At 32.8% G+C, this 18,952-nt stretch carries 23 protein-coding genes and 1 pseudogene; 4 read left to right on the top strand and 20 right to left on the bottom strand.

Features of this window, described 5'->3' with window-relative positions; genetic code table 11:
* Positions 1–57: 57 nt before the first annotated feature.
* The 5 genes and pseudogenes from AC3IS5_RS08415 to AC3IS5_RS08395 all read right to left on the bottom strand — a co-directional run.
* Positions 58–285 (bottom strand): annotated as a pseudogene (locus AC3IS5_RS08415) (glycerophosphodiester phosphodiesterase family protein); the annotation flags it as partial.
* A 39-nt stretch (positions 286–324) separates the two neighbouring features.
* The gene (locus tag AC3IS5_RS08410) at positions 325–744 is read right to left on the bottom strand and encodes a hypothetical protein (RefSeq protein ID WP_489427386.1); all 420 of its coding nucleotides are present in this window, start codon (positions 742–744) and stop codon (positions 325–327) included.
* 245 nt (positions 745–989) lie between these two features.
* Complete coding sequence (locus tag AC3IS5_RS08405; protein WP_489427385.1) at positions 990–1,376, bottom strand: hypothetical protein; 387 nt, start codon at positions 1,374–1,376, stop codon at positions 990–992.
* A gap of 393 nt (positions 1,377–1,769) precedes the next feature.
* The gene (locus AC3IS5_RS08400; protein WP_489427384.1) at positions 1,770–2,195 is read right to left on the bottom strand and encodes an HIT family protein; all 426 of its coding nucleotides are present in this window, start codon (positions 2,193–2,195) and stop codon (positions 1,770–1,772) included.
* A gap of 66 nt (positions 2,196–2,261) precedes the next feature.
* Entirely contained in the window at positions 2,262–2,777 is a 516-nt protein-coding gene (locus AC3IS5_RS08395) for a GNAT family N-acetyltransferase (RefSeq protein WP_489427839.1), read from the bottom strand.
* 690 nt (positions 2,778–3,467) lie between these two features.
* Here AC3IS5_RS08395 and AC3IS5_RS08390 point away from each other — a divergent pair.
* Positions 3,468–4,856, top strand: a complete 1,389-nt coding sequence (locus AC3IS5_RS08390; RefSeq protein WP_489427383.1) for an alkaline phosphatase — start codon at positions 3,468–3,470, stop codon at positions 4,854–4,856.
* 67 nt (positions 4,857–4,923) lie between these two features.
* The gene (locus AC3IS5_RS08385) at positions 4,924–5,559 is read left to right on the top strand and encodes a DUF4352 domain-containing protein (protein WP_489427382.1); all 636 of its coding nucleotides are present in this window, start codon (positions 4,924–4,926) and stop codon (positions 5,557–5,559) included.
* A gap of 162 nt (positions 5,560–5,721) precedes the next feature.
* Here the strand turns inward: AC3IS5_RS08385 and AC3IS5_RS08380 are convergent, their stop codons facing one another.
* The 4 genes from AC3IS5_RS08380 to AC3IS5_RS08365 form a co-directional block, all read right to left on the bottom strand.
* On the bottom strand, positions 5,722–6,048 hold the full coding sequence (locus tag AC3IS5_RS08380) for a YnfA family protein (RefSeq protein WP_489427838.1): 327 nt from the start codon (positions 6,046–6,048) through the stop codon (positions 5,722–5,724).
* A 586-nt stretch (positions 6,049–6,634) separates the two neighbouring features.
* Positions 6,635–6,853, bottom strand: coding sequence for a hypothetical protein (locus AC3IS5_RS08375; protein WP_489427381.1), 219 nt, complete (start codon positions 6,851–6,853; stop codon positions 6,635–6,637).
* A gap of 255 nt (positions 6,854–7,108) precedes the next feature.
* A complete protein-coding gene (locus tag AC3IS5_RS08370) occupies positions 7,109–8,128 on the bottom strand; it encodes a phosphotransferase family protein (RefSeq protein ID WP_489427380.1) in 1,020 nt (339 codons plus the stop codon).
* Positions 8,129–8,187: 59 nt separating this feature from the next.
* On the bottom strand, positions 8,188–8,730 hold the full coding sequence (locus AC3IS5_RS08365; RefSeq protein WP_489427379.1) for a DJ-1/PfpI family protein: 543 nt from the start codon (positions 8,728–8,730) through the stop codon (positions 8,188–8,190).
* Between the two features lie 256 nt (positions 8,731–8,986).
* Here AC3IS5_RS08365 and AC3IS5_RS08360 point away from each other — a divergent pair, with 256 nt between their 5' ends.
* Positions 8,987–9,469 carry an NUDIX hydrolase gene (locus AC3IS5_RS08360; protein WP_489427378.1) on the top strand — a complete coding sequence of 161 codons (483 nt, stop codon included), beginning with the start codon at positions 8,987–8,989 and terminating at the stop codon, positions 9,467–9,469.
* A gap of 110 nt (positions 9,470–9,579) precedes the next feature.
* Here AC3IS5_RS08360 and AC3IS5_RS08355 read toward each other — a convergent pair whose 3' ends face one another.
* The 10 genes from AC3IS5_RS08355 to AC3IS5_RS08310 form a co-directional block, all read right to left on the bottom strand.
* On the bottom strand, positions 9,580–9,981 hold the full coding sequence (locus AC3IS5_RS08355) for a VOC family protein (protein WP_489427377.1): 402 nt from the start codon (positions 9,979–9,981) through the stop codon (positions 9,580–9,582).
* 103 nt (positions 9,982–10,084) lie between these two features.
* Entirely contained in the window at positions 10,085–10,921 is an 837-nt protein-coding gene (locus AC3IS5_RS08350) for a DUF6612 family protein (protein WP_489427376.1), read from the bottom strand.
* Between the two features lie 157 nt (positions 10,922–11,078).
* The gene (locus AC3IS5_RS08345) at positions 11,079–11,483 is read right to left on the bottom strand and encodes a hypothetical protein (protein ID WP_489427375.1); all 405 of its coding nucleotides are present in this window, start codon (positions 11,481–11,483) and stop codon (positions 11,079–11,081) included.
* A gap of 407 nt (positions 11,484–11,890) precedes the next feature.
* The gene (locus AC3IS5_RS08340; RefSeq protein ID WP_489427374.1) at positions 11,891–12,007 is read right to left on the bottom strand and encodes an NUDIX hydrolase; all 117 of its coding nucleotides are present in this window, start codon (positions 12,005–12,007) and stop codon (positions 11,891–11,893) included.
* Between the two features lie 12 nt (positions 12,008–12,019).
* Positions 12,020–12,583, bottom strand: a complete 564-nt coding sequence (locus tag AC3IS5_RS08335) for a nucleotidyltransferase family protein (RefSeq protein WP_489427373.1) — start codon at positions 12,581–12,583, stop codon at positions 12,020–12,022.
* A gap of 106 nt (positions 12,584–12,689) precedes the next feature.
* Positions 12,690–13,520 carry an MBL fold metallo-hydrolase gene (locus tag AC3IS5_RS08330; RefSeq protein ID WP_489427372.1) on the bottom strand — a complete coding sequence of 277 codons (831 nt, stop codon included), beginning with the start codon at positions 13,518–13,520 and terminating at the stop codon, positions 12,690–12,692.
* A gap of 92 nt (positions 13,521–13,612) precedes the next feature.
* Positions 13,613–14,176, bottom strand: a complete 564-nt coding sequence (locus AC3IS5_RS08325) for a GNAT family N-acetyltransferase (RefSeq protein WP_489427371.1) — start codon at positions 14,174–14,176, stop codon at positions 13,613–13,615.
* Between the two features lie 266 nt (positions 14,177–14,442).
* Positions 14,443–15,354, bottom strand: a complete 912-nt coding sequence (locus AC3IS5_RS08320; protein WP_489427370.1) for a GNAT family N-acetyltransferase — start codon at positions 15,352–15,354, stop codon at positions 14,443–14,445.
* 101 nt (positions 15,355–15,455) lie between these two features.
* Positions 15,456–15,749, bottom strand: coding sequence for a CD3324 family protein (locus AC3IS5_RS08315; RefSeq protein ID WP_489427369.1), 294 nt, complete (start codon positions 15,747–15,749; stop codon positions 15,456–15,458).
* A gap of 241 nt (positions 15,750–15,990) precedes the next feature.
* Positions 15,991–16,332 (bottom strand): hypothetical protein, encoded by a 342-nt coding sequence (locus AC3IS5_RS08310; protein WP_489427368.1) that lies wholly within the window; start codon positions 16,330–16,332, stop codon positions 15,991–15,993.
* Between the two features lie 224 nt (positions 16,333–16,556).
* Between AC3IS5_RS08310 and AC3IS5_RS08305 the strand changes: the two genes are divergently transcribed.
* Complete coding sequence (locus AC3IS5_RS08305) at positions 16,557–18,221, top strand: ribonuclease J (protein WP_489427367.1); 1,665 nt, start codon at positions 16,557–16,559, stop codon at positions 18,219–18,221.
* 162 nt (positions 18,222–18,383) lie between these two features.
* Here the strand turns inward: AC3IS5_RS08305 and AC3IS5_RS08300 are convergent, their stop codons facing one another.
* Entirely contained in the window at positions 18,384–18,821 is a 438-nt protein-coding gene (locus tag AC3IS5_RS08300; RefSeq protein ID WP_489427366.1) for a HEAT repeat domain-containing protein, read from the bottom strand.
* Between the last annotated feature and the right edge of the window lie 131 nt (positions 18,822–18,952).

The raw sequence follows: 18,952 nt of genomic DNA, 5'->3' as shown, positions 1-18,952 counted from the left end.
TAACAGTAATGATAATTGTCTAGCACTTGATGTTACATAAACAGCGACTGAAGCTACTGGCATTAGATTTTCCCCTTTACCACGGAAAGGAAATGTTTTTCCTTCATCTGCAGTATATCCGTAACCGATGTCTAATGCCTGTAATTCACTAGTTGTATAATCTCTTGTCACACCTTGTCCATTTGTCCGACAATCTAGTATCCAATCATGGAAGATCACAAAATTATGATCTTTCGTAGGTTGCACATTAATCTCCACCAGGTCTGCTCCAGCTTTAATTGCAGCCTAAAAAGGAATTGTATTTTCAATAAAGAAATTTGAACATCATTTTTTCCCAAGTCTAAATCCGAAAACAAATACAACTAACATACAAATAAAAGTAATAATAATAATTGTTGAACCATCTATCATGGATAATAGTGCTGCTAATTTGCTCGCTAACCAAACAAATGGAAGAATATAGTACTGTGGAATAGCAGCGATGTTTCCAAGTCTGCCTACTTCGTCTGTTAGGACAAATTGCCAGATGAATAATACTAACGAAATCAGCCATACACTATTCCCCAAAATCAAACCTTTCATAGAGCTCTTACTAAATCGCCCGATTATGTAACCTACCCATAACCAATATACTAAAAAAACAATTTGAGCGATCAGAGGGTAAAATGGGATCATTGATTGATGAGCTAAGTATCCATAGATTCCTGGAAACACGATCAAAAATAAGCCTAGTATATATTTCATCCTGTTCATCTCCTTCTAGATAAAGTTTCAAATTTACCCAACTTGTCTACTGCCTCTTTCCATTAATATTCGAAAAATTTCTAGATATTACTAATTGATATAGAAAAACTCAACAACTATGACCTTTTTTTATTTCTAAAATTAATGGTAGATTATAAACAAACAAAAAAAGAACTGCTGCTTCACCTTTGAAGTAGTAGTTCTTTTTTAATGATATTTAACTTTTCATAACTACTATATTTTTTCTAACCAATAAATTTCTTCTTATTATAATGATGCCGAATTGACAACGAGACAGCTAAAATGATGATGAAAAATACAGCACTCATACAGATAATAAAACGAACAGAATAATTTGCATCATGCTCCACTAAATTATCCATCATATTTATATAAATCGGGAAAAATAAAACGGTTCCAAAAACAGTTTGATACGGAATGATTCTACTAGTCTCATCAGTAAACACAATTCCATCTACTATAAATAAGATTAAAAATACTATACTAATAATAACTGCTATCATGACAAATTCACTTTCCATTTTAAAGCTGCCCATATCTATAACATACGCTAAATAAAATAAGACGAATCCTATAAACGCCGAACTCATAATTTGCTTTACGAAATTCATCTTTTCATCCTTTCCAGAAAATTTATTACTATTACGGCGCCTTTACAAAAATTGAGCATACATCATCTTCTTTGAAACTGTACTTTACCTCTTTCTAATGCCTTATATATAACAGTGTAAAAAACGGCTAATGCAGAACTATTCCTTTCACAAAGGACCAATATTACTTTAATTACTTAGTTGATATTAGAATTGTGAAAAAATGCTGCTAATCCGATTTTTAGTATGTAACATTGTCAATTCATACTCGCTTTCTACACCGTACACTAGTCTATGCCTGAGTAGCTTTTTTGTGCCAATTGAGCCATTTACTCTTTAATCACGCTTTGTAAAATGTTTTTATAAAAAAAAGAACTCCACGTGACTGGAAGTTCCTTTTACATTCACTATTATTTAGTTAATTATTTCATTAACGGCATCGATTAGTTTTCTTTTTGTCTCCATTAAATTAATATCTTCTTCTATATAATTATCCTCACCTGTATAAAAAGTGGCGAATGACTGATCTTTGTATCTAGGTACAACGTGCATATGATAATGAGTTAATTCATTGAAAATACCACCGTTTTGGCAAATGGTAATACCATCAGGGTTAAACAGTCTTTTTATTACTTTAGATAAAAGCATAGATGCCTTCATTATTGCATTAGCAGTATCTTCATCAAGTTCTTCAACATCATAAATATGCTTTTTAGGCAATATTAAAACGTGGCCTTCGCTGTATGGGTCATGGTCCAAGAAACAACATACGTAATCATCCTCGAAAACAACATGAACTTGATCATTTTTATTAGCTAAACTACATCCTAAACAGTCCATTTTAATCTGCCTCCATTAGTACATTAAATTTGAGTAGTATTTGACATTTAAACTATCTACTATTTTTTATTTCAAATATTCTTCTCTTAACACAGCATAGTAGTATTCATCCCACCATGTATCTCCATGAGGTATACATTTTTTGAAGTAACCTTCTCTTCTCATACCTATTTTCTCCATAACTCGATAGGATGGAATATTCTCGGGCTGACAAGTGGCAATTATTCTATGTAACTTTAAATCTATAAATCCATAGTCTACAAATGCTTTGGCCGCTTCAGTAGCAAAACCATTATTACGATAGTTCGGATTAAACACCCAACCTATTTCATAAGTATGTTCACCAAAGTATTTAAAAAATTCAATATGACCTATCAGGAGATTTTCTTCTTTTAGTATAATTGCAAATTTCTCAGCTTTATCGTGCAAATTATTATTCACTAACTGTTTTGCTTCATCTTCATTTAACACACCAGATGGCATATACTCCATTACGTTTGGGTTAGATGTATATGCATATAAATTTAACCAATCATCTTCTTTAAAATTTCTGATTAGTAGTCTTTCAGTATTTATCAACACTTCCAATGTCATCAACCTCCAATTTTAAATTACTTCAAATATCCTCCCCAACCACACCACTAACTCCCTTAATTATACAACATAACTCTAATTTGGAATTACCAGTTGTTTAATTCATTTTTAAATTGACCGTTTAATAAAATATGGGCACCCTATTAGTCAGCTCGACTAAGTGATAGGGCACCCCTTATAATTTACATTTTTTTCAATTGGTTTTTTCGAGAATCCAACCATTAACGCTGTTACAATAGAACCAATTAGAAGTAAAACTAAATTCCACCGTGAGGAGCTTGTGATTCACAGTCAAAGTATAATGCTAATCAACCAGCTAGTGCCGAACCGGCTACAGAACTAACATTTAATTTCTTTATTATGCGTTGATTCTCAAAATAAAAACGTTAAAAATTTTCACTTAGATTTATAAAAAAAATTAACTCTTCTTCAATAGTAAAAAACCCCTCAGATTTTCTTTTTATGTACTCATAGATGTTGCACTGAAAATTACAATTGTATTTCTAAAAATAAATAACTCGATTTTGAACATACTATAGAAAAATTATTAACAGTTTTGCGATGATAGTTAATCTCTTCATTACAAATGATTTACATATCTCTTACATGGCGATAACACTTCCATAAAACTGTTCATGTATATTTTAGATATACCAAAGTTTAGGAGGAATTATATTGATGAACAAGAATTTTAAGAAGAAATTACTTGCGTTTGCTGCTGTATCTACTCTGGCGATTAGTAGCCTAGGAGTACCTTTTTCTGAGGCGCAAGCAAAATCCGCAGCACCAAAAGAACCCGAAATTAAAAATATTATCTTCCTTATCGGAGATGGCATGGGTGTTTCTTACACTTCAGCCTATCGCTACTTAAAAAACAGCCCGAACTCAAAATTTGTCAGTCCTACAGTGTTTGATAAATATCTAGTTGGGCAACAAATGACGTATCCAGAAGACACAAAAGAAAACGTAACAGACTCTGCATCTGCTGCAACTGCAATGTCAGCAGGTATTAAAACATACAACAACGCTATTGCAGTAGATAATGATGAATCAGAAGTGAAGACGGTCTTAGAATCTGCAAAAGAAATGGGCAAAGCAACTGGACTTGTAGCAACTTCAGAAATTACTCATGCAACACCAGCAGCATTCGGAGCTCATGATCCAAGTCGAAAAAACATGAACGGCATTGCAGATGACTATTACGATGAACTCATTAACGGCAAGCACAAAGTCGATGTTCTGTTAGGTGGCGGATCATCACTATTTATCCGCGAGGACCGTGACCTTGTGAAAGAATTTAAAAAAGATGGCTTTAACTATGTGACAACGAAAAAAGATTTACAAAAGAATAAAAATAAACAGGTTCTTGGCTTATTCGCAACTGGCGGAATGGATAAAATGATTGACCGCAAAGCTGAGACACCTTCCCTAGCAGATATGACGAACTCTGCCATCTCTAGTTTAAAGCAAAACAAAAAAGGGTTCTTCTTAATGGTTGAAGGTAGCCAAGTCGATTGGGCAGGTCATGATAACGACATCGTTGGAGCAATGAGTGAAATGGAAGATTTCGAAAAAGCATTCAAAGCAGCCATCGACTTTGCTAAAAAAGACAAGCATACATTAGTCATTGCAACAGCTGACCACTCAACTGGTGGCTTCACAATTGGTGCCAATGGTGATTACAACTGGTTCGCCGCTCCAATTAAAGCTGCAAAACGCACTCCAGACTTCATGGCAAACAAAATTGCCAATGGTGCTGATGTTGAACAAACTTTAAAAGAATATATTAAGCTTGATTTGACAGCTGAAGAAATTCAATCGGTAAAAGATGCAACAGCTAAAAAAGAAATTGATATCGACAATGCCATTGAGAAAATCTTCGATACGCGTTCAAACACTGGTTGGACAACTGGTGGTCATACAGGTGAAGATGTTCCTGTCTACGCATATGGTCCATCATCAAGCAAATTTGCAGGACAAATTGACAATACAGACAACGCTAAAATTATCTTCAAAATTTTGGAGCAAGATAAAAAGAAAAACAAAACAGTCATCAAAGATAAATAACACAATTTTGAGAAAGGGCTGACACTCCTACCGTTAGCCCTTTCTTCTATTAATTGGAGGTTAAAAAATGAAAAAATCACTTGGCTTTTTACTTATATCATCCTTATTATTTGGCTGCTCTGATAAAGATTTCAGTACTAGCTCCCCTGCTTTGGCTCAAGAAATAGAAACCAATTACTTAGATGGGTATGGAGCAAATCCACAAGTACCTGATGACCGTACATTACTCACTGTCGGACAATCCATCAAAGATGCAAAAGGTGAAGCAACATTACAAAAAATCAACTTAGAAGAACAAACAATCACTGTCGGAGATATCAAATTAACAGTGAAAGACACAAAGCTAATTCACCTATTCCCAGATTATAGTCTTACCGACTATTTCCACGGCCTCACCCATGATGAGGAATTTGAATTTGTAAAGCTTTTTGTAGAGATAAATAACAATTCAAACGATAAAGTAAACTTCGCACCAATCGCTATGATTGAAACAAATACTGGTCAAAAAGTCACTTGGGATCAAGACATTTACTTAGAAGACTTAAATGAAGAAATTGAAGGTAATGCATCTAAGAAAGGCAATTTGGGATTCATCGTTGATACAAAAACAAACCTAGAATGGATTGAAATTACAACAAGTGATGTATTTGATGAAAATGAAGCAAAGGTTGCTGATGCTAAAAAGTTTAGAATAAAGTTTTGATAAAAAAAGATATTTAAACCATTTAAAATATCCAGACCAAAATTTAATAAGTATAAATAAAAGGGCATTACATATTTTATCTGACTAAATATGTAATACCCTTTCCTTTTTATTTAACTAATGCCTCCGATACTTGAATAGGCTATGTACAGTTACTATTTATTATTGACGCGGTGCTAATAACATTACAGCTACACCAACTAAGCATATTCCTGCACCTACCCAATCGTACAAATCAGGTGCTTTTTTATCAATTCCCCATCCCCACAGGACGGAAAGAACTATAAATACTCCTCCATAGGCAGCATAAACTCTACCGAATGATGGAAACGATTGAAATGTTGCAATAACACCATATAAGGCTAAGGCTATTCCTCCACCTATTCCCCAATAATAAGGTTTACCTTCTCTTAACCATATCCAAATCAAATAACCTCCGCCAATTTCAGCTATACCTGCAAGTATGAATAAAGCAATTGCATAAAGAATTTTGACCACTTCCTAAAACAGTATTATATATAACAAATTATAACTTATACTTATTGAATTGCCCGCAATATTAGCAACTGAATGTCTCTTTTTGTTAGTGCTAATTGTAATTTTTTGAAATCAAGTAAGTTTCTTCTGTTGGTTTAGAATAAAGTTTGATTATAAATCGCATTAAATCCTTGATTTTACTGTATATAAAAGCTATCGCTTTGAATAAAGATTGATCAAAACGATAGCTTTTATTTTATAGGCCTATTTTAATGTTAGTTATAATATTTTTTGCATAATAAAAAATGATGTTTTTCATGTAAACCTAGTAGGTTAATACATTGTATTAAATTTGGATAATGAGCTATTGGATCGGGGTAACGTATATGTCCAGCAACTTCATCGCTAATATTAGTAAGCATTTTTTCTAAATGCCTAGTTTCGCTATCTAACTCGTTTGCTAACCATTCAAATGTAATTTTCTCTTTAATATCTTTTGGTGGCACTAAAAGATAAGGTGCTTTCATAGGTTTGTTGTGTTTTTCATTATATTCACTGAATATATTTTCACTTTGAAATTGGTATGACTTTGCTCTTCTTATTGTAGCAATGGGTTTAGAAATCGGTAATACATTTTGTTTAACTGTCTAAATAGTCTAACCATTAAGAATAAATGATAATATGTTTCTCCAAAAGACCACTTGTCTTCTTGAGGACGTTCCCATTCCTTATTTTTAAAATTTTTTAGCTCATTAGCAAATTCTTCTCGTTGCTCATAGATGATGGTGAAATGATTTTTCATGTATCTACTTTCCATAACGTCACCTCTGAATAAAATCTAAAGTTTATTTATCATATCTTATTTAGTGTATAGTACAGTGAAATTCCATTATTTAACTATCTATTATACAAATTATTAAACTGCACCGTTAGTGAAATAAGAAATCCTATTAACTTTAAGGCTAACAGGATATCTTATCAAACTTTATTTTAAAACCACATCTTCATAATTTTTTTAATTCTTCCTAACACTGAAAAGTAACTGGTAATATCCCAATTGTATTAACTCTCATCATTTAATCTTTCTAATAATATCCTCCATCCTTTTCAAATAATGTTCTGCCCAAACAGAAAATGACATATTTACATCCCAAGTAACTGCACCGATAGCCTTTGCGCAGCCCCAATCTAATGTTCTTTGCATAAGCATATGTACTTTTAAACGTTGTATGATTTGCTCTATTCCATCAGTTTCAGCAAAATATATCTTCAAGAAATACTTTGCCTCATCTAATTCGTCATAATCTATGTACATTGTAATAATTTTTATCAAATCAGCTAAAGGGTCACCAAAATAGGCATTAGTAAAATCGAATACTCCACTTATTTTCCAATCCCCTTCTTCATCGTGAATCAAAAAATTACCGGGCTTAAAATCACCCATGACAAATGTTGGTGTATTAAATTGATCAAAAGCATTAAGAGCTTGTTGTAAAACATTTTCAACCCATTTCATATCATCTAGTGTTATTTCGGAATACTTTTTGGCATCTTCTATCCAATAACTAATTCTATCGTATAGCCACCTTGAATAACCCTCTTCAAATTCTATTAAGCTATTAGTATTAGGATCAAACTCTCCGCATACATCTACTCTCCAACTATGAAATTGCATTAGCGTGTTCGCCATACTTTCTGCAATCTGTTTTTTATCTTCACTCATCAACGTATCAGCTACTTCTATATCGTTCAAATGCTTCCCTTTTAGTCGTGGCATAATAGCATAACTCCACCCAAAAAACGAATTAGTTGTACCTATGAAATACGGTATGGGAACAGGTACATCAATACATTTCGATATATTATTCACAAAAAATTGTTCCTCTTCAAATTGCCCAGGAAATAGTGGATTGCCTTTCAAAACAAACTCACCTTTAGAGGAATGAACAAACATTGTCTGACCCATAGCACCATTATCAGTTTTTATCGCAGAAATAAGTTCACCTAAATTGTGTTGATTAAGCATTTGTTGTAATTGTTCATTTGTAATATCACCTAGTTTATTTGAAGCGAAAAGTATTTTTGTTGTCATAAATTAGCCCCCATAGCATTTGAATAATGAAAGTAAAGATACTTTATCGAAATAATGATTTAATCTCTATACCACGCTTCTTCAAATTCAACTTTTACAGCCTTACCAAATAGTGTTCCCCACTTAATAAAGCCAGAACCCAAGGCTGTTATTACATTGCCATCTTGAACGACTAGATCTTCTACATAGTTCGCATCATGAAATAACCCGCATTGCTCTCTATGTTCTTCCAGTAATCCAACTGTATATTTTTTCCCTTTTAATAACCCTGCTTTTGCGAGTAACATCGGGGAACTTGAAATGCTGGCAATAATAAAGTTTTCTTGGTTAGCAATCTTTTGAACAAACTCTATATATTTTTCATTTTCAACTACACTTGCAATATCCATACACCCAGTAAGTAGTAAACTATCAAATTCTTGATAGTTAACTTGATCTATTGTTTCATCAGCAACACAAGTAAGACCTGCCTCCCCTTTTACGCCTTCCTTTGTTAGTGCAATTACAGAAATTGATTTGCCACCTTGCATAAGAATGGATAAAGTCGCCGTCAATTCATACTCGCTAAATTGTGGATATAATAAAACCGCCGTTTTTTTCATAGAAAATTCACCTCTCTTTTCGTTTCTCTAAAAGTTCTTAATTCTTATGATAGTCTAGTGATTTTTCATTATATAAAATCACTAACATAAAAGGAGAATAATAGACCTATCACTTAATATTTTATATAATTTTACCATATTATAAAATTTATAAATTTTTATACTATATTTTACATACCCTGTGACATTTCATATATACTCAATAAATATAGACCTTATAAGAATTTAATTTATTTCAAATGGAGGCGAAAGAAGAATGGAAATGCCAACTCATATTGTTGCTGTAGGTGGAATTGTTGAAGATGAACATGGCAATATTCTTTTAGTGAAGACTATTCATGGTGGGTGGGTTTTTCCTGGTGGTCAAGTGGAAGTTGGGGAGAATCTTATGGATGCATTAATTAGAGAAGTAAAAGAAGAAAGTGGAATTGACATTACTGTATCAAACTTAATCGGTGTTTATTCAAATACAAGCACTCATAAATGGTACGACGGTATCACTGACGTTCCTACAAAATTAATGCTAGATTATAGGTGCAAACCAGTTGGTGGGGAGTTAGCTATTTCAGAAGAAACATCAGAAAGCTGCTGGGTTGCTAAGGATAGAGTGCTGGAGTATTTTACAAAAACCGCTTTTCGAGTTCGTTATGAAGCCTATTTAAATTTCGATGGAAATATAAATTATATGGAATATGTCACAGATCCTGAGTTTGAAATCAAATTGAACAGAACTGTATAGAGAAGTTTACTGAATAGAAAGCAGTCATATCCGCTGATTAGCATGACCGCTTTTTATTCTATTTTAGATGTAGTTGCTCTTTTCAATATTTCTTTTACTATTTAAACTTACTATAATACTTCGGTTAATCCTAAAATAGTTTTAATACGATCATTTTGTTCGTTCTTATCCATGTATTCAAAGAAACCAAGTCTATTACCCCAAGGGTCTTTAAAAGTCCCCCATTTCGCATTTACTTCATTGCGAGAGTATATTTCAAAGTGTTTTACATTCAATTCTTTCATTATTCTTTTTTGTTCTACTTCAATATCTTTTACTGCCAATCGTAAAGGGCCGCTATCTTCAGAAGGTATTCCTTCAGCAACTTGCAACCAACAGCCAGGAATAATCTCCCATTCTACAAATCCTTCATGCGGAATAATATCTGGCTTCTTTTTTAGTAAGGTCTCGTACCACTTATGCCCTTCATTAATATTAGTGACACGTATTTGTATTGTCATTTCAAAAAACAAATAATCCCCTCCAATATTAGGTTTATAATGTATTTCGACAGAAGCAATATTTTTTCCTTTTACAAAAAACCGGTCATAGCTTTTCTGCTACAACCGGTGTCTTTTACATTTCAAGTGCTTTTTCAGTTACTTCTTTTGGAACTGTAATTGGTTTAACCTTATTGAAGTTGCTTAATTTTAAGTCAGTGTCTGTTTTCATCTTCACTTCATTACCTTCGACTTTCATCGACATATTCATAATTGTTTTCATTTGCTCGATATTGTAGTCATCTTTGTTAATGTAAATTATATACTCAACATCATCAAATTTCATGTCATCAATTGCTGTTTTTTCAGCACCTTGTGCCATTTGCTCAAATTGTGCTTCCACTTCAGTTTTGATGAACTTTGTAAATTTCTCACCTTCAGCCTTTAAAGTTAACACATATTTGTCGCCTTCCGTATCCACTTTAAAGTCCTCTACAAATTCACTAAGCTTTTTCAGTTGCTCTGAAGGATCAGATTGCTCTTTTTTAGAACCTAAAACTACATCATATTGTTCTTTTGACATCTTCATCCATTGATTCATTGTAGATTCTTTCATATAGAAGCCTTTATCTGTCAAATAGCCTTCCACATTCATATCCGTTGCTTCTTTCTCACTTTCGTTTTTCATCTTGGTTGTCATAGTAAAGTATGAATTTAGCGGATCGGCAATGATATCCATTTTCATTTCGCTATCAATGTCCATCGACATTTCTTCATCTTTGTTTTTGACCACCATATTTTGTTTAATAACACCTGTTGTAGAATAGCTTTTTAATGTTTCTTGTTGCTTTAACGTCTTCTCGTAAAGCTCTTTAGCTGTTACATTTGAATCTCCAACTTTTTCATTTGAATTACATGCGCCAAGTACTGCCACTGCAAGTAGCATTACGAATGGCAAAAACCATTTTTTCATTCCAAATTCCCACCTTTTTTACTTTTAAATAGATACTTACCTTAATTATTATAGTAAAATTTGTTAAATTTGTCTATTAATAGTATATTACGAATTTGTGAACAAATAGTTTCATAGTTTCTTTTTTTACTATTTTATATGTATAAGTATTTTTTTTTTATAATGAGTCCGCTCCTTTTGATATTTTCTTCATGACAAAATCTATACAAAAGAAGACTGTTACACATAACAATGTAATCATTAATCCTGTTTGACTGTACCCTTCGGGTGAACCACCTGTGATGAAAGTATAGACTGCGAAAATCATTAAACATATTACTCCACTTACAATATGAAGCATGAAACTTATGATTTTCTTTAGATGATATTTGTGACAAAAATTTTCGATAAGCATTGAGGTAAGTAATCCAAATAAGAAAATGAATGGAATTGTTACTGAACTAACAACAAATCCAATGATGAAATAGTCATTAGCATTTTCTTCAATAAAAAATAACGGAAGAATAAAAAAAGTGAACATGGCAGTTAAAGTTGCTACGAATAGCTTTTGTGACAACATCATGATCAATTCCTTTCAGACATACGTTCAAATGTCTCAATACAATGTCTAAGACAATGGGGCTTAGAATAATTTTTTCTTAGCCATTCTTTTACATTTGTTAGATTAAGCTTACCATATACTGAAAGCATTTCTTCTGAAATTTGAGTATTGATTTGCGTAACTTCAATTATTGTCACAAAAGAGTGTATATACAAAAAGGTATTATATTCATATCGCATCGATCATCTATAAAAAACACATTTTGCATTGTATGTGAATTAGTTAAAAAATGTTCGTTTCAAATTCATCAATACCATTTGATAATCACCTTTATTCACTTAAAAATTTAAAAGTGCTCCTTTTTGAAAATAACCATTTTTATTTTCTTCTTTAACTTCTCTTATCAAAGTCTCTTTAATCATTTCATTCTATTCCACTTGCCCTCCAGGTAATTCCCATCCTCTTTTAGGGTCTTTTTTTAATACTATTTTATTTTCACTATTGATTACTACCGCTCCTGAAGTCAAAGTAAATTTAGTTGTCATTAGGTCCCCTTTTTAAATTTCTATTTTTAATTTTGGCCACACTTTGCACCAATTCTTTGTTTGAATTCTTTTCACATAAATATTATGCATAGGCATTCCTTTCTTGAATTCTGGAGTTGGTTTTACTACACAAGATAACAAATCCTCTACTCCGTATGGTGCGCACAACTCAACTTTGTCATTATTTAAGCGTACACCAATAGCAGTTGGAATTTCTGTAAAGTTGGCCATTCCATCTTCAGAAGATATATAAGGTGCAACTCCATTTTTTATATGCATTCTTGCTTGATTTTTCACCGACCAAGGCACCTCAGGTTTCATACTTAACAATTGCTGTTCGAGGCTCTTTTCTATTTGTACATTCACCTCTGCAGCATTGAAGTAAATGACGTCAATATCTGCTAAAGGGGTTCTTTCTTTATAGTCATGAAGCAGATCCCAGGCTTTACTCCGAACAAAGCCTGCACAAACCCAACAGTCTGGCAAACTCAACTGTTCGACAGTTTGTAAAATCTCCATCATCCATGTATCCTTTTTTATAGCTTCTATAAGATCAAGTTCATTTTGTAAAATCAATGAGATTACACTTCCTCTCTATATTTTAATAATCGCCAATATCCTATTCTAATGAATGCATTATTTAATGAGTTAATTGAATGTTTTATCGATTAGACATTTGCATTTACCTAAGTCCGAAACTTTTCATAAAAAAGACCATATCATTTGAAGGTTCTGTATCAAACTGCTTTTTGTATGCTACTACCCCCTCTTCTAAACTTGAGCATTTATCAGCAATAGAATAACTAATATTTAATTGTTCCCAATAGGATACTATTTCTTCTCTGCTGCAAACTGACTCATGTGAACAGACGTAGTATTCAGCGTCATACTCTTCAATTATTTGTATCATCGGAAATAGTTTATCATCGAAATGGTTATTTCCCTTTAGTGATCGTCCATAAATGCAATCACCTAAAAATACTGTCTTCTCTTCAGGAATATATAAAATTGTTGAATCATCTGTATGCGGACTTATAATTTGGCGTATCTCACATGTAACCCCACCTAAGTCAATTTTCATTTCACCCTCAAAAGATAGATTTACATTTTTAAGTGAAAAATTCTCTCTTTCCGTAATCTCTGCCTTTATACATTTTATTGAAAAATCATTAAAAACACCTTTAGATTTTGCTAATTCGAATGATTTATCATCGTATTTAATCTCTCGATACATATTCAAATAATTACTTGTTTTGTTATTTGCAATGGAAATCAAATCCCATTCGTTTAAACCAAAAGTATGATCCCAATGATGATGTGTTAAAACTAAAAATTTCACAGGTGGTAAACCCATTTTATCTATTTCAATTTTAAATTCTTTTGCATGTTTTGGTGAATTTCCTGCATCAACGATTAAACAAAAATCATCACCTATCACAAGGCCTAACACTGGTCTATCCGTTTCATCACTATTTTTCATATAGTAAATTCTATCAGTAATTTTTTCTAACATTAATATCACTACTCCTCACTCGTTTTTGAAGTCTTTAAGTAACAATTTCAGTCGAAATATAATGAGATTTTTCCTATATAAATAACCATCTCTCAGTTTTGAAACTCTGTATTTAACAAACTATATAACCACATATCTTTACATTCTCCAGTAACACTATGGCATTCAAACTTCCTTAAATAACCTTCTTCTTTGAAGTTGAATTTTTTTAATAATACCTTTGAAGCTATATTTTCATCACTAACAAATGCCTGGATTCTTTCTAAGCCTAAATGGTTAAATCCTATTGCTAAAATCTCATGTACTGCTTCGGACATTATTCCACGACGCCAATATTGTTCTGATAATTCATAGCCAATTTCAGCCCTTTTCCCTTCAAATTCACTTAAAAATATCGTTCCAATAATTTCATCTGTGACTTTGTCTGCGATTGCAAAACGAATAATCCAGCCTGCATCATAGCCTTTGTTCCATAGTTTGATAACTTCATAACTTCTTTCTAATGTTTCTGGTCCATTCCAATCAAGATTCCGATATACATTTTCATTTGAATAATATTTTAATAACTCTGGAGCATCTTCCAATCTTAATTTTCTTAAACGAATTTTTTGAGTTTCTATTACTGGAAACTCTTTTAATATTTTTGCAAAACCCATTTTTCTTCCCCCATAAAATGCTTAATTGGTTAAAACTTTGTGCTATATGTTCGAATAGGTTAAATGTTTCTTCGAGTAGGTAAAATCAACCTCTAAATGAGTTAAATCAAGCGCTGAGTAGGTCAAATCATTGCTCCAGTAGGTTAAATACTTCTTCGAGTAGGTTAAATCATCCTCTGAATGAGTTAAATCAAGCGCTGAGTAGGTCAAATCAGAAAGTTTTTGATCAAAGTAGGCTCTCCTATTTTTCAAAAAACTTTGCTATATCATGTATGTGATAAAATTGGGAACATTAACTTGTTATTTTTAAATAGTTCTTCTTTATCCCCCATTACCATAAGTGTTGAATCCTCTTCTTTAAAAAGAGTTACTTCATAATTTTCACTGTTGGTTGGCATAAATTTGAGTATTGCATTCTTTGTCAGTTCTGTTGCCAAGGCATTTAGGACATCTTCAATTTCTATTTTTTCTGTTGACAAAATATCATATAAAATCAGTGTGTCTTCTTCGTAATCTGCTACAGCAATTGCATTTAAGTCTTGTATATAGAAAAGGTTATCCTTAAAACTGAACAATTCAAAGTAGTTACAATAGAACATAACTAGCCCAGCGTTATTCTGCATTGAAAGTGCAAATTGTGCTTCAGCATTCTTTGCTGTTTCATAAAGCAGATTAAGATCGCAAACATTATCTATGTCCATTTTCCGGACAGAATAAGGACTTTCGATTTTCGAGATTTTTGTAGAAGCTTGATATTCATCAACAGGTTCAAATCCAAACTTAGGGTAAAAATCAAGAACACTATCATTAGCGAAAAGATAGAACATGTCACATTTATCGTTCCACTCCTCTAAAACCGTTTCCATTAGTACTCGGCTTAGCCCTTGGTTGCGATATTGTTCATCTGTCATTACTGTACCAAACTGAACAAGTCGTTTTTTCTCCCCTAAGACGATAAAATCAATGACACTAACTGTAATATGAGAAACCATTTTATCTTTGTCTAACAGTGAATACAAAATACAATTCTCTTTCCAAAAGCCACTTTTATACCACTTTTCAAAATCGAAAGTATAAGTTTGTTGTGTTAGCAAATTAAAACTGTTTCGTAGTTCATTATCATCCTGGTAGCGGGAAATCAGTTTATATTTTTTACCGTTAATCATTACGTTTTTCATTTACATTTCCTCCTGATCTCTATCTAAATAAAGTATAACTTAACTACATAACTGGAAAATACCTCATCCTTTTTTCATAAAAGAAAATAAGCCAATGTAGTTTATAACCACATTGACTTATTATTTGCTTTCTTTTCTTTTAGTATGATTCTTTGGATACTTTTGGATGATAAATAATATTTTTCCGCTAAGGTAGTTGTATCTATTCCCGATAAGAAATCGTTGTAAATATTAGAATTCCTTAAATCCAATTCTCTCCTTGTAGCAGTACCTGATCCCCAAGACTTTTTATTATCTTCTCTTTTTGGGATATAAATATATTCACCATCGACATATGTCTGTATTAACTCTACCAACTCTGCAGGCAGAAGATTATTTGCTTTTTTATAGCTCATTTTTGCACTCCTAAATTTTAATAGTTCTTTTAGGAATAGCAAAGGCTATTATTTTGTTTATAATATTTTGCAATAGCCTTTACTATGCAAAATTAATAGTACCTCTTCTCATAAAATGCAGCCCTCCTTATATTGACCATTTCAATCATATGTCATATTATACCACATTTTACAGTAAAAAACTGAACACGTTTGCGCATCAACACCAAAAATAATCGTTAATAAGATAATACCGACTTAATTAAAAAACTTTTAAGATACCAATAAAATCTGGGGCAAGAATGAGCTCTATATAATCGTCACCTTTTTTGTAAATAACATTATGCCCATAAATTTCCTTTTGTTTCCACCCGTTCTTTTTTATCATTAACCGGTAACTAAGTGGGACCTCAGTACCTGTTGATGGTTCCCATATATAATTTTTAGCTTTCTCATTTTCACTTTCCAATATAGCACTTTTAGGAACAGGGAAATCATAGAATTCCTGTAATTCATAATAATTCTTATCTACATTCGCATAATAAAAAACACCTATTCCTACTAAAAGAGCAAAAACAACTATTAATGGTACTAATCGTTTCATAATATCCTCCCCTCTATTTAAACTGCCCTATTCTTCATTAAGAGCAACTTGCTTTATCTATATGATAGATTTTATTCTACAAACATCCCCAAATACCTTGTTATGTAGGACATTAAGTGCATTCGTATAGAAAAATGACTCAAAAGCAATACTGAATAAGAAATCAAAACAGCCAATATTGCATCTCATTGAGAAAAAGAATAGTCGAGTAGGAGGACATAACATTGACTCTAAGTAATAAAACATTATCTATTTTCGCCTTAGGTGGTATCAATGAAATAGGAAAAAATATGTATGTTATACAATACGCAGATGATATTGTAATCGTCGATTGTGGCGCTAAATTTCCGGATGAAAGCTTATTAGGAATTGATCTTATCGTCCCTGATGTTGATTATTTACAAGAAAACAAGGAAAAAATCAGGGCTTTAGTGGTAACACATGGGCATGAGGACCACATTGGGGGAATTCCATTCTTCTTGCAAAAACTAAATGTTCCTATTTATGCTACTCGTTTTACACTAGGATTAATTGAACTAAAATTAAAGGAACATAAACTATTTAGGACTACAGAATTGGTACAAATCAACTCAGATTCAAAGTTAGAGTTTGGTGACATTGCAGTAAGCTTTTTTAGAACAAGCCATAGTATTCCTGATTGTTTAGGCATTGTCTTTGACACACCTGAAGGAAAGGTTGTTCATACCGGGGACTTTAAATTCGATTTAACACCAATGAATGATCAATATTCAGATATTCATAAAATGAGTGAGATTGGTACGCAGGGGGTATTACTCCTCATATCCGAGAGTACAAATGCTGAACGCCCTGGCTCTACACCTTCTGAACAATTGGTAGGTGAGCATATTGAAGCCGCCTTTATGAAAGCTAAGCGTAAGATTATTATTTCGACCTTTGCTTCAAATGTTAATCGTATTCAGCAAATAGTCCATGCAACCTTAAAAACCAATCGAAAGCTTGCACTGCTTGGTCGTAGTATGGTGAATGTCGTATCCGTTGCTGTAGAACGCGGATATTTAGATTTACCAGATGGCTTGCTCATTGAGGCACGAGACGTAAAGTATTTACCACCTGAAGATGTAGTGATTTTATGTACAGGGAGTCAAGGAGAGCCACTTGCGGTCCTTTCTCGTTTATCCACTTCGAATCACCGGGAAGTAAAAGTGTTACCTGATGATACGGTTATTTTTGCAGCATCCCCTATTCCGGGTAATGAAAAAGATGTATCGCGGATAGTTGATAGCTTCTTTCAAATGGGAGCCAAAGTTATTTATGGATCAGCTAGTAAAACGGGAATGCACGTATCGGGACACGGTTATCAAGAGGACCTAAAACTTATGTTAACATTAATGAAACCTAAATATTTTATTCCCATTCACGGTGAATATAGAATGTTATACCTACACCGCTTGTTAGCTGAATCCGTTGGCATAGAAAAAGACAATACCTTCATCATTAAAAACGGAGATGTCGTCGATATTGAAAACTCACTAGCTCGTCAAACTAGAAAAGTCCCTGCTGGAGATACTTACGTAGATGGTATTGGCATTGGCGAAGTAGAGGACATCGTTTTGCGAGATCGAAAACAGCTATCTGAAGACGGCATGCTCGTCATAGTTGTTACGTTAATTAAAACAGAAAGCAAACTCGTTTCTGAACCTAACACCATTTCCCGCGGATTCGTTTACGCAAAAGATTCCGAAGAGCTTATAAGAAATGTAAATGACATTGTTAAAACAACAGTTAATGAATCTTTAGATGGTAGTATTAATAAAATGAAGAAAAAGATTAAAAAATCAGTAGGCCAGTATATAAATGCTGAGACAAAAAGAAAGCCGATGATTTTGCCAGTTATTATTGAGGTTTAGGTATTTTTTAGACAACATTTGATGGAGAGATTTGCAGTAAAACATAAAAATAAAGGCGACATGGCTAGAATTGAACGCCATGTCGCCTTTTTGTATGAAATTTTAGTTGCGTTAGTTTTTCATTGTACTAAGCGTCTAGTTGGTTTTAAATAAATAAATGTATTATTTATTTAAGCTTGACCATTTTTGTTCAAGCCATGTTTTGAATTCTTTACCTTTATGACCTTCGTATGCATCGTATACATCTAAACGCATACGTTCAAGTTTTCCAGCGAAGTCTTCAAATGAGTGATCAGCTGGTAAACTTTTCTTCACACGGATTAGGATTTTATCAGTACCTTTGATAATATCAAATTTTTGTACTTTAGGTGGCTCTACATTTTCTCCAAATGCAATTAGAGCTTTGTAAGCCGCCTCTTGTACTTTGTATACTGTATCATTTTCCATACGGTTTTTAAGAAGGTCGATTACTTTAGGGTGTTTACAAGTGCTTAGCTCAATTACTGCTGATAGACGATCTCTCCAGCTAGAAGTGTAATTCGCTTCTTTTTTTAGTTCTGCATAGTCTTCTGGTAATTCTGTTTCAAACTTTTTACTCAAGTTATGTCAAACTCCTTTAAAATTATAATTGAGATGATTCAAGCTTTCTTCGACAATTGGTCTGTGGAATATCAATTCTTCTCTATCTTACCATTATATACGAAATTGACGGCTAGCTCTTACTTATTAGA

It is taken from the genome of Viridibacillus sp. KH_047, assembly GCF_057838945.1.
This window is presented reverse-complemented; position numbering and strand designations above follow the sequence as displayed.

What these genes read in the sequence shown, in the direction of transcription:
- AC3IS5_RS08410 (WP_489427386.1), bottom strand. Translation starts at nt 744, where the DNA reads ATGAAATATATACTAGGCTTATTTTTGATCGTGTTTCCAGGAATCTAT.
- AC3IS5_RS08405 (WP_489427385.1), bottom strand. Translation starts at nt 1,376, where the DNA reads ATGAATTTCGTAAAGCAAATTATGAGTTCGGCGTTTATAGGATTCGTC.
- AC3IS5_RS08400 (WP_489427384.1), bottom strand. Translation starts at nt 2,195, where the DNA reads ATGGACTGTTTAGGATGTAGTTTAGCTAATAAAAATGATCAAGTTCAT.
- AC3IS5_RS08390 (WP_489427383.1), top strand. Translation starts at nt 3,468, where the DNA reads ATGAACAAGAATTTTAAGAAGAAATTACTTGCGTTTGCTGCTGTATCT.
- AC3IS5_RS08385 (WP_489427382.1), top strand. Translation starts at nt 4,924, where the DNA reads ATGAAAAAATCACTTGGCTTTTTACTTATATCATCCTTATTATTTGGC.
- AC3IS5_RS08375 (WP_489427381.1), bottom strand. Translation starts at nt 6,853, where the DNA reads ATGGAAAGTAGATACATGAAAAATCATTTCACCATCATCTATGAGCAA.
- AC3IS5_RS08370 (WP_489427380.1), bottom strand. Translation starts at nt 8,128, where the DNA reads ATGACAACAAAAATACTTTTCGCTTCAAATAAACTAGGTGATATTACA.
- AC3IS5_RS08365 (WP_489427379.1), bottom strand. Translation starts at nt 8,730, where the DNA reads ATGAAAAAAACGGCGGTTTTATTATATCCACAATTTAGCGAGTATGAA.
- AC3IS5_RS08360 (WP_489427378.1), top strand. Translation starts at nt 8,987, where the DNA reads ATGGAAATGCCAACTCATATTGTTGCTGTAGGTGGAATTGTTGAAGAT.
- AC3IS5_RS08350 (WP_489427376.1), bottom strand. Translation starts at nt 10,921, where the DNA reads ATGAAAAAATGGTTTTTGCCATTCGTAATGCTACTTGCAGTGGCAGTA.
- AC3IS5_RS08345 (WP_489427375.1), bottom strand. Translation starts at nt 11,483, where the DNA reads ATGATGTTGTCACAAAAGCTATTCGTAGCAACTTTAACTGCCATGTTC.
- AC3IS5_RS08340 (WP_489427374.1), bottom strand. Translation starts at nt 12,007, where the DNA reads ATGACAACTAAATTTACTTTGACTTCAGGAGCGGTAGTAATCAATAGT.
- AC3IS5_RS08330 (WP_489427372.1), bottom strand. Translation starts at nt 13,520, where the DNA reads ATGTTAGAAAAAATTACTGATAGAATTTACTATATGAAAAATAGTGAT.
- AC3IS5_RS08325 (WP_489427371.1), bottom strand. Translation starts at nt 14,176, where the DNA reads ATGGGTTTTGCAAAAATATTAAAAGAGTTTCCAGTAATAGAAACTCAA.
- AC3IS5_RS08320 (WP_489427370.1), bottom strand. Translation starts at nt 15,354, where the DNA reads ATGAAAAACGTAATGATTAACGGTAAAAAATATAAACTGATTTCCCGC.
- AC3IS5_RS08315 (WP_489427369.1), bottom strand. Translation starts at nt 15,749, where the DNA reads ATGAGCTATAAAAAAGCAAATAATCTTCTGCCTGCAGAGTTGGTAGAG.
- AC3IS5_RS08310 (WP_489427368.1), bottom strand. Translation starts at nt 16,332, where the DNA reads ATGAAACGATTAGTACCATTAATAGTTGTTTTTGCTCTTTTAGTAGGA.